General features: G+C 59.4%; 5 protein-coding genes and 2 pseudogenes. 5 read left to right on the forward strand and 2 right to left on the reverse strand.

Going from position 1 to position 8350, the window contains the following annotated elements:
• Together AC07RZ_RS23155 and AC07RZ_RS23160 are read right to left on the reverse strand one after the other, a co-directional pair.
• A pseudogene (locus AC07RZ_RS23155) lies at window positions 1-1313 on the reverse strand (ESPR-type extended signal peptide-containing protein); the annotation flags it as partial.
• Window positions 1314-1517: 204 nt separating this feature from the next.
• Window positions 1518-1640: pseudogene (locus tag AC07RZ_RS23160) on the reverse strand (ESPR domain-containing protein); the annotation flags it as partial.
• 583 nt (window positions 1641-2223) lie between these two features.
• Here AC07RZ_RS23160 and AC07RZ_RS23165 point away from each other — a divergent pair.
• From AC07RZ_RS23165 to AC07RZ_RS23185, 5 genes are all read left to right on the forward strand, one after another.
• On the forward strand, window positions 2224-2673 hold the full coding sequence (locus AC07RZ_RS23165; protein ID WP_494669745.1) for a DUF4019 domain-containing protein: 450 nt from the start codon (window positions 2224-2226) through the stop codon (window positions 2671-2673).
• A 481-nt stretch (window positions 2674-3154) separates the two neighbouring features.
• The gene (locus tag AC07RZ_RS23170; protein ID WP_494669746.1) at window positions 3155-3367 is read left to right on the forward strand and encodes a hypothetical protein; all 213 of its coding nucleotides are present in this window, start codon (window positions 3155-3157) and stop codon (window positions 3365-3367) included.
• 62 nt (window positions 3368-3429) lie between these two features.
• Window positions 3430-4686: an HlyD family secretion protein gene (locus tag AC07RZ_RS23175; RefSeq protein ID WP_494669747.1), complete on the forward strand. Its 1257-nt coding sequence runs from the start codon at window positions 3430-3432 to the stop codon at window positions 4684-4686.
• Window positions 4683-6824, forward strand: coding sequence for a peptidase domain-containing ABC transporter (locus AC07RZ_RS23180; RefSeq protein ID WP_494669748.1), 2142 nt, complete (start codon window positions 4683-4685; stop codon window positions 6822-6824). Before AC07RZ_RS23175 ends, AC07RZ_RS23180 begins: the two co-directional genes overlap by 4 nt.
• Window positions 6821-8269 carry a TolC family protein gene (locus AC07RZ_RS23185; protein WP_494669749.1) on the forward strand — a complete coding sequence of 483 codons (1449 nt, stop codon included), beginning with the start codon at window positions 6821-6823 and terminating at the stop codon, window positions 8267-8269. The genes AC07RZ_RS23180 and AC07RZ_RS23185 overlap by 4 nt, the downstream gene beginning before the upstream one ends.
• The last annotated feature ends 81 nt before the right edge of the window (window positions 8270-8350 follow it).

The following is an 8350-nucleotide window of genomic DNA, read 5'->3' on the forward strand; positions in this document are numbered from 1 at the left end:
GTCGACAACGAAGTCACATTGCTGTTCGTGGTGCTCAAGCCCGTCGAGGCCGAAGTCGACAGCGACGAAACGCTGCTGTTAGTCGTGCTCAGGCCAGTCGAAGTAGACGTCGACAGGCTGGCAATATTGGAGCCCACCGTGCTTGCCACCGTATACAGCTGGCTGCCGTTGATGGCATCCGTGCTGCTGGCGCCTATCAGGCCGGCGGCAACGTTCTGGATCCGGCGCTCTGAACCGCTCGCTCCTACGCTCACTACGCCGGCGGCAGAACTTGCGCCGGCAAACGTTCCAAATGTCGTGCCGCCTATCGTGGCGTTGCTGACGCTGCCGGTACCGCCGGTGGCGGATGACGCGGTTCCGGTTGTGGCCGCCCCCTGGCCTAACGCCACCGAGCCAGCCACGCTGGCGTTGGCGGCATCGCCAAGCGCAATGCCAGAGGCAGCATTGACCGCGGCGCCGCGCCCGACAGCAATGCCGGACGTCGCCGTCGAAGCAACGGTGGACTGCCCACCGATAGCGATAGCATCGGCCGCGGCAGCTGACGCGCCAGCAGTGGCATTGCTGCCTAGCGCCGTTGCGCCAGCCGCGGTCGCGCTTGCCGTGCGGCCGATGGCCGATGAGTAATCGCCGGCAGAGTTGGCTCCGGAGCCAATGGCGACGCTGCGATTTCCGCCAGCAGTGGAGCTTGTACCGAGAGCCAGGGCATTCACCGCATTGACGCCGGTCGTCGCAGCATAGCCGAATGCTGCTGAAGTCGCGCCCGAAGCAGTTGCCAACGTGCCAAATGCCGTGGAACCGCTGCCAGTAGCATTGGCGCTATTGCCGAATGCAACGGAAGGAGCCGTGGCGCCTCCCCCGGTTGCAATCGCATTCGTTCCTAAAGCCATATCATTTGCAAGCGTAGCCTTGGCATTTTGACCGATAGCTACCCCGGCAGCCCCGCCTGCGCTGGCAGAATCACCCAATGCAACGCCAAAAGAGCTGCTGACAGTAGCCGCCCGGCCGATGGCAATGCCGGAATTGCCGGCGCTCGCCACCGACGACTGGCCGCCGATGGCAATGGAGTCGCTGCCGGCTGCGCGCGCCCCCAGGGTCGCATTGCCGCCCAAAGCCGTAGCGCCTATGCCCGAAGCGATAACGTAATTGCCGCTGGCGAAACTGTTGCCGCCGAGCGCGGTCGCGTAGTTTGCCGTTGCCTGCGATGCGCTGCCCACTGCCGTGGCGAATTGGCCGGTCGCTGAAGTGGCTTGGCCAAGTGCTGTCGCAGCAGTGTTGGTGGCTTGGGCCGAAGTGCCGAATGCCGTCGAGTTCACGCCGCTGGCCGTGGTCGCCCCGCTAGTCGAATTGCCGCCGATGGCAACTGCCCCGTTCTGCGTCGCGGTCGGGCTTTGGCCTGGCGTGTTAGTGCCAGTTGGGTCCGAACCGATAGCAATAGCATTGGTGCCGGCCGTAGCATTGCCACCGCCAGCTTTATATTGCGCGTGAGCGGAATTCATTCCAGCTCCCGCCATCATGACAGCTATCACTGCGGCACCGATTGAAGATGATTTACTCCGCTTGCCGCGGCCCGCCGTATTTTCAGAGACGGCGACCCAAGCTCCTAGCGCTTCGCTATAGACAGTGCGGTAAATTCTATTCATGGTTGGCTCTATATAAAAATCGGTACGGCTTGTGGTGATGAATCAGGCAGATTGCGCAGACGACATCGGATACCTCAACAAACGGATCGATATAAATCCGGATGAGATTCTCGCGACGGCAGATTTTTTTGGAGAATACGGAGGGGATACTACAAAAAAACAATAGTTAAAATTTGACCTAGAAACGTTAATTGACAATTTATGTCTATATGTGACATTCGTTGACAATTATTGTGATTAAATAACTACATTTATTTTCTTTATGGAAAATGAAATTAGCTGCCGGAATTTCTTTATTCTCTATGGCAACAAATAAAAATCCTTATTTAAATTTCCTTAAACCAAGTTAACATTTATTTTTCAAACCCTGGAATTAAAACCATCCATATATTCCGGATACGGCCATTCTTTTATTTTTAAATAAAGAAATTAAATTGAAGGCAATCCGATAAATGTGGAATCGATTTGATTTTCGATTACCCGGTTCAGCCGCTGCGGCTGCCGAATTTTCTGCTTGCGGCTTTCAAAAAAACATCATTAGAATGGCAGCGCCAAAACAACGCTTGAATCATAAGGAACCCTCATGAAACGCATCTTCAATCTCATCCCCGGCTTGTTCCTCTGCCTGCTGGCAAGCATGTCGCATGGCGCAATCGCGCAGGAAAGCACATCAGCCGACGGACTGATCCAGAAAGGATTGAGCGTTTTGCAACAGATTGACGGCAACGCTGCGAGCGATGTCTGGGAGAACGCTGCCAGCTTCGTGAAAATGCGGATTCCCAAGGAAACCTTCATCAAGAACATGAACCAGGCGCGATCCACCATCGGTGCGGTATCCGGGCGCCGGTGGGCGTCTGTGGTGCGGATCCGCTATGACGCCGACACACAGGGCACGCCAGCCGGGCTGTATGCCAATATCGACTATGCAACCGACCTCAAGGATGGCCATACGGTTTTCGAATTGATCAGCTTCCAGCTGGATCCGAATGGGGTGTGGCGGATGACAGGATATGTTCCGCGCGAAAGGCAATAAGATAAACGCTAGAGAAAACGGGCCGCCAGCCACTTATCCGGCGCCGGCCGCAATTCCGTAATAAAACCCTTGCAGCGATAACGCTTGCGGCTTAAACCGGCCGAAGCGCTCAAACTATTCTAACCATTCGCGCAGGCAGAGAGCCTTGCCGGTTATTGCTGCAATACAATAATATCGCACATACCCGCCTATCTGATTGATCGTCAAAGTGATTGACGCATGCAGCGATTTTATGCGGCCATTTCCTTATTGGACAATTAAAAATTTCCAACCGACATCATTAATCGCTTTGAATATCAAATCCAAAAAATCTTTATTGATTAAAAATGTCAACTATTGTTAATGTTGGCATTTCCTTATTGTCAGAGCCAAGCCATATGAATAATAATATTTTTGCAATAATCAATTGATATTTTATTGTTCTAATAATTCAATGTTATTGCAAGGCAATTATCAGCATGGGACAACGAGGCCGCCATGATTGGCGGTCTTTATCAATAAAGGAAAAAATATGGCTATCCAGCAATTATCAATGAAAGAAATCGACGAAGTAAGCGGCGGCTGCGGCTTGTTCAATTTGTTCGCCGATTGCCTCTCCAGCCTGTTTGCAATTTGCGCTCCGGCCAAATCGACCGGCTGCGGCGCCACGACTCCTCCGGTAGTTGTTCCCCCGACAAACGGCGGCTCAACCTGAAATAAACTTCCCAGTTGAAAACACGGCATATCCCTGCCGTGTTTTTTTCATTTCAAAGCAATATGTCCCTATTCCGAGAACAGGCGCTTGCCGCCCAGCAGGCCAAATGGCTGGGCGACATCGTTCTGGTCCGCCCGCTTTCGTTCGCCTTCCTGACTGCCTTCGCCGTACTGCTGGCGTCGATCATCTGCGCCTTCCTGGCCTGGGGCAGCTACACCAGGCACAGCACCGTCAGCGGCCAGTTGATCCCGGATGCCGGCCTGATCAAGGTCTATGCGCCGCAGAGCGGCATCGTCATCGAACAGCACGTCAAGGAAGGCCAGCAGGTCAAGGCCGGCGCGGTGCTGTACGTGCTGTCCAGCGAGCGCCAGAGCAGCACCCTGGGTGCGACCCAGGCGGCCATCAGCAGCCAGGTTGAACAGCGCCAGGCCAGCCTGCGCGATGAAATGCAGAAGACGCGGCAGCTGCAGCAGGACGAACGTGCCGGCTTGAACAATAAAATTGCCGCCCTCGGCAATGAGCTGGCCAAGCTGGACAACCAGATCGCAGGCCAGCAGGACCGCGTCAAGCTGGCGCAGGAGACATTGCAGCGTTACCAGGGCTTGCTGCAGCAAGACTACATCTCGAAAGAACAATTCCAGCAAAAGCAGGAAGACCTGCTCGACCAGAAGAACCGCCAGCAAAGCCTGGAACGCGACCGCATCACTGTCGGCCGCGAACTGTCGGCGCAGCAAACCGAGCTGAGCGGCCTGTCCTTGAAGCAGCAGAACCAGCTGGCGCAGATTGACCGCACGCTCGCCAGCACCGGCCAGGAACTGAGCGAAAGCGAAGCCAAGCGGCGCATCGCCGTCACCGCCCCTGAAGCCGGCACCGCAACCGCGGTGATTGCCGACGCCGGCCAGTCGGTCGACGGCAACCGGCCTCTGGTCAGCATCGTGCCGGCCGGCGCCGCCTTGCGCGCCGAACTGTATGCGCCGAGCCGGGCCATCGGTTTCGTGCGTCCCGGCGACCAGGTCTTGATCCGCTATCAAGCCTATCCGTACCAGAAATTCGGCCACCAGAAGGGCGTGGTGGAATCGGTGGCGAAAACGGCGCTGCCGAACAATGAATTGAACACCATCGGCGCCCCCGCCGGCAGCAGCAACAGCGAGCCGATGTACCGCATCAGCGTCAGGCTGGCGTCGCAGCAGGTCATCGCCTACGGCAAGCAGCAGGCGCTGCAAGCCGGCATGCTGCTGGAAGCCGATGTCCGGCAAGAAAAACTCCGCCTCTACGAATGGGTGCTGGAACCCCTCTATAGCCTGACCGGCAAGCTTTGACCATGCTCAATCGACTCTCTTTCGGCCTGGCCCCGGCCTTGCCGCTGATGCTGCAGACCGAAGCAACGGAATGCGGGCTCGCCTGCCTGGGCATGGTGGCCGGCTACCACGGCTACCGCACCGACCTGGCCACGCTGCGGCGCCGCTTCCCGGTTTCGCTCAAAGGCTCGACCTTGCGCGACCTGATCGCGATCGCCGGCGAGCTGGAGCTTGCAACGCGCCCGCTCAAGCTTGATCTCGAGGACCTGGCGCAGCTCAAGCTGCCCTGCATCCTGCACTGGAACCTGAATCATTTCGTGGTGCTGCAGGAGGTCGGGCCGCGCTCGGCGACGGTCTATGATCCCGCCTTCGGCATCCGCAAGCTGCCTATGGAAGAAGTGGCCAAATCGTTTACCGGCGTGGCGCTCGAACTGTGGCCGAATCCCGGCTTCAAGCCGGCGAAAGAGAAACAGGCGGTGCGCTTGCGCGCCTTGCTGGGCCGCGTCACCGGCTTGTATCGCTCCTTCGGCCAGATCCTGCTGTTGTCGCTGGCGCTGGAAGTGTTTGCGGTAGTCAGCCCGTTCTTCCTGCAGTGGGTGATCGACAATGTGCTGGTCTCCGCCGACCGTGATTTATTGACCACCCTGGCGCTGGGCTTCGGCCTGCTGATGCTGATGCAGCAGGCGGTCAACGTCGCCCGCAGCTGGGTCCTGATGTACATGGGCACGACCCTCAATGTGCAATGGCAAGCCAATGTGCTTACCCATCTGCTGCGGCTCCCGGTGGCTTATTTTGAAAAGCGCCACCTGGGCGACGTGGTATCGCGCTTCGGTGCGGTCGGCGCCATCCAGCACACGCTGACAACCTCGTTCCTGGAAGCGATCCTGGATGGCGTGATGACCGTCGTCACGCTGGTGCTGATGTTCATCTACAGCCCGCTGCTGGCCTGGGTTGCGATCGGCGCCATGGCCTTGTATGGCCTGGGGCGCTGGGCCTGGTTTGCGCCGCTGCGCCACGCCACGGAAGAACAGATCATCCATGCCGCGAAACAGCAAACCCATTTCCTGGAAACCATACGCGGCGTCAAGACCATCAAGCTGTTCCAGCGCCAGGATGAACGCCGCGCCAGCTGGCTGAGCTTGCTGGTCGACCAGGTCAACGCCGACCTGCGCACCCAGAAACTGAACCTGCTCTACAAGTCGCTCAACGGCGTGCTGTTCGGCATTGAAAACATCCTGATCATCTGGCTCGGCGCCAGGATGGTCATGGACGGCAATTTCACGGTGGGCGTGCTGATGGCCTTCAATGCCTACAAAGGCCAGTTCGACAACCGCGTCAGCTCGCTGATCGACAAATTCGTCGAGGTCAAGATGCTGCAGCTGCAAGGCGAACGGCTGGCCGACATCGTGCTGCAGCAGCCGGAAACCACGCATGGCCGCCTCGCCGGCGAGCAGGAGACGCCGTTGACGCCGTCGCTGGAGGCGCGCGGCTTGCGCTTCCGCTACGCCGAGCAGGAGCCCTACGTGCTGGATGGCGTCTCGTTCCGGATTGCAGCCGGCGAATCGGTCGCTATCGTCGGGCCTTCCGGCGGCGGCAAGACGACATTGATCAATATCCTGCTCGGCATCCTGGCGCCGACTCAGGGCGAGGTGCTGATCGGCGGCCAGAGCGTCAGCCATGTCGGCCTGGACGCACTGCGCCGGATGATCGGCACCGTGCTGCAGGACGACGTGCTGTTCGCCGGTTCGCTGGCGGACAACATCAGCTTCTTCGATCCCCAGGCCGACCATGCCTGGATCGCGGAATGCGCCCGGCTGGCGGCGATCCACCACGATATCGCCGCCATGCCGATGGGCTACAACACGCTGGTCGGCGACATGGGCACCATCCTCTCGGGCGGCCAGAAACAGCGGGTGCTGCTGGCGCGCGCGCTTTACAAGCGGCCGCAGATCCTGTTCCTCGACGAAGCCACCAGCCATCTCGATATCGAGCGCGAGCACCTGGTCAATGCCGCCATCAAATCCATCAACATCACGCGCGTGATCGTCGCGCACCGGCCGGAAACCATCAACAGCGCCGACCGCGTGATCAAGCTGGCGGGCGGCAAGGTAATCGACGACCTGCGCTTGCCGGCGCTGATGGAAGAAACGCCGGCATGACAGCTTCGGTAAAAGACATGTTGCGTCCGAACTTATGGCCGCTGCTGGCGCTGGCGTTGCTGGCGTGCGCGCCGAGCCGCGCGGACTCGATCTGGGCCGATCCGTTGCGCACGGCGAATGCAGTGACGAACACGCCTGCCACAGCGCTCCTGGCCGGCAACAGCAGCTGCGGCTTCAGCCCGCAGCTGCCCGATCCGCTGACCCTGCTGGACGCCGTCGAGCGCGCGTTATGCCGCAATCCGCAAACCCGCCAGGCCTGGGCCAATGTCAAAGCGCAGGCGGCAGCGCTGGGCGTGAGCCGCGCCGCCTATCTGCCGACCCTGACCGCAAGCGGCAACTGGAGCAAAGCCGATAATCGCTACACGTATCCAGACTTTCCAGACAGCGATTCGTCGCTCAAAACCCACAGCAGCAATGCCAACCTGAATTTAAGCTGGGTGCTGTTCGATTTCGGCCTGCGCGCCGCCAACCTGGAAAATGCACGGCAGCTGCTGAATGCCGCCAATGCGACCCAGGACGATACGCTGCAGACGGTGTTCCTGAATACCGTGCAAAACTTTTACCAGGCCCAGGCCGCGCAAGCCATGCTGGCGGCAACCATGGATGCGGAACAGGCCGCCAAGCGCAGCTTCCAGGCCAGCGAAGCCAAGCATGCCGCCGGCGCCGGCACGCTGGCAGACAAGTTGCAGGCCCAGACTTCCTACGCCCAGGCCAGCCTGAAACGGGCGCAAGCGGCAGGCGACCTGCAAAGCGCCATCGGCGCCCTGGCCATTACCATGGGCTGGCGGCCGGACACGGCGCTGACGCTGGCCGACCTGGGCCGGCAAGCCGCCGATGCGCCGCTGCTGCAGCAAGCCGTCGGCGACCTGATCGCCGAAGCCGCACGGACCCATCCGAAAATCCTGGCGGCGCGAGCGCAACTGAAATCGGCACAGGCCCAGGTCGACGCCGCCCGCGCCGACGGCCGGCCGACGCTATCGCTGTTTGCCACCGGCGACCGCAACGACACGCCGATCACCCAGGTGTCGTCCAGGCAAACCATCACCAGCCGCAGCATCGGCTTGCAGATCAACATTCCCTTGTTCGACGGCTTCAGCCGCAAATACAAGGTGCGCGGCGCGCAAGCCCAGGCCGAGAGCAAGCAGGCCGACCTGGAGAATGTCGAACAGCAGGTGATGCTGGAAGTGTGGAAAAGCGACCAGGCCTTGCGTACCGAAGCCGAAAACCTGAACACCACCGACATTCTCTTACGCAGCGCGAAACAGTCTTTCGATGTGGCGCAGGGACGCTATAAGGCGGGAGTGGGAAATATCCTTGAGCTGCTGAAAGCGCAAAGCGACCTGGCCAGCGCCCAGCAGCAGCGCATACTGGCGCTAGCCAACTGGCAAACGGCAAGACTGCGACTGGCGGCAAGCTTGGGGCAGCTACGGATGGATGGGATTTAGCGACACTGTCCAGTCCTAAAATAGGTTGACAGGTTTTATTGCAACAGAGACGCCCGATGCACCGCATCGGGCGTTTTGTAT

The sequence above is a fragment of the Collimonas sp. GW821-FHT07E08 genome (assembly GCF_059418905.1).

Excerpts from the sequence above, each read along its gene's own strand:
- AC07RZ_RS23185 (WP_494669749.1), top strand. The coding sequence starts at position 6,821 with ATGACAGCTTCGGTAAAAGACATGTTGCGTCCGAACTTATGGCCGCTG.
- AC07RZ_RS23165 (WP_494669745.1), top strand. The coding sequence starts at position 2,224 with ATGAAACGCATCTTCAATCTCATCCCCGGCTTGTTCCTCTGCCTGCTG.
- AC07RZ_RS23175 (WP_494669747.1), top strand. The coding sequence starts at position 3,430 with ATGTCCCTATTCCGAGAACAGGCGCTTGCCGCCCAGCAGGCCAAATGG.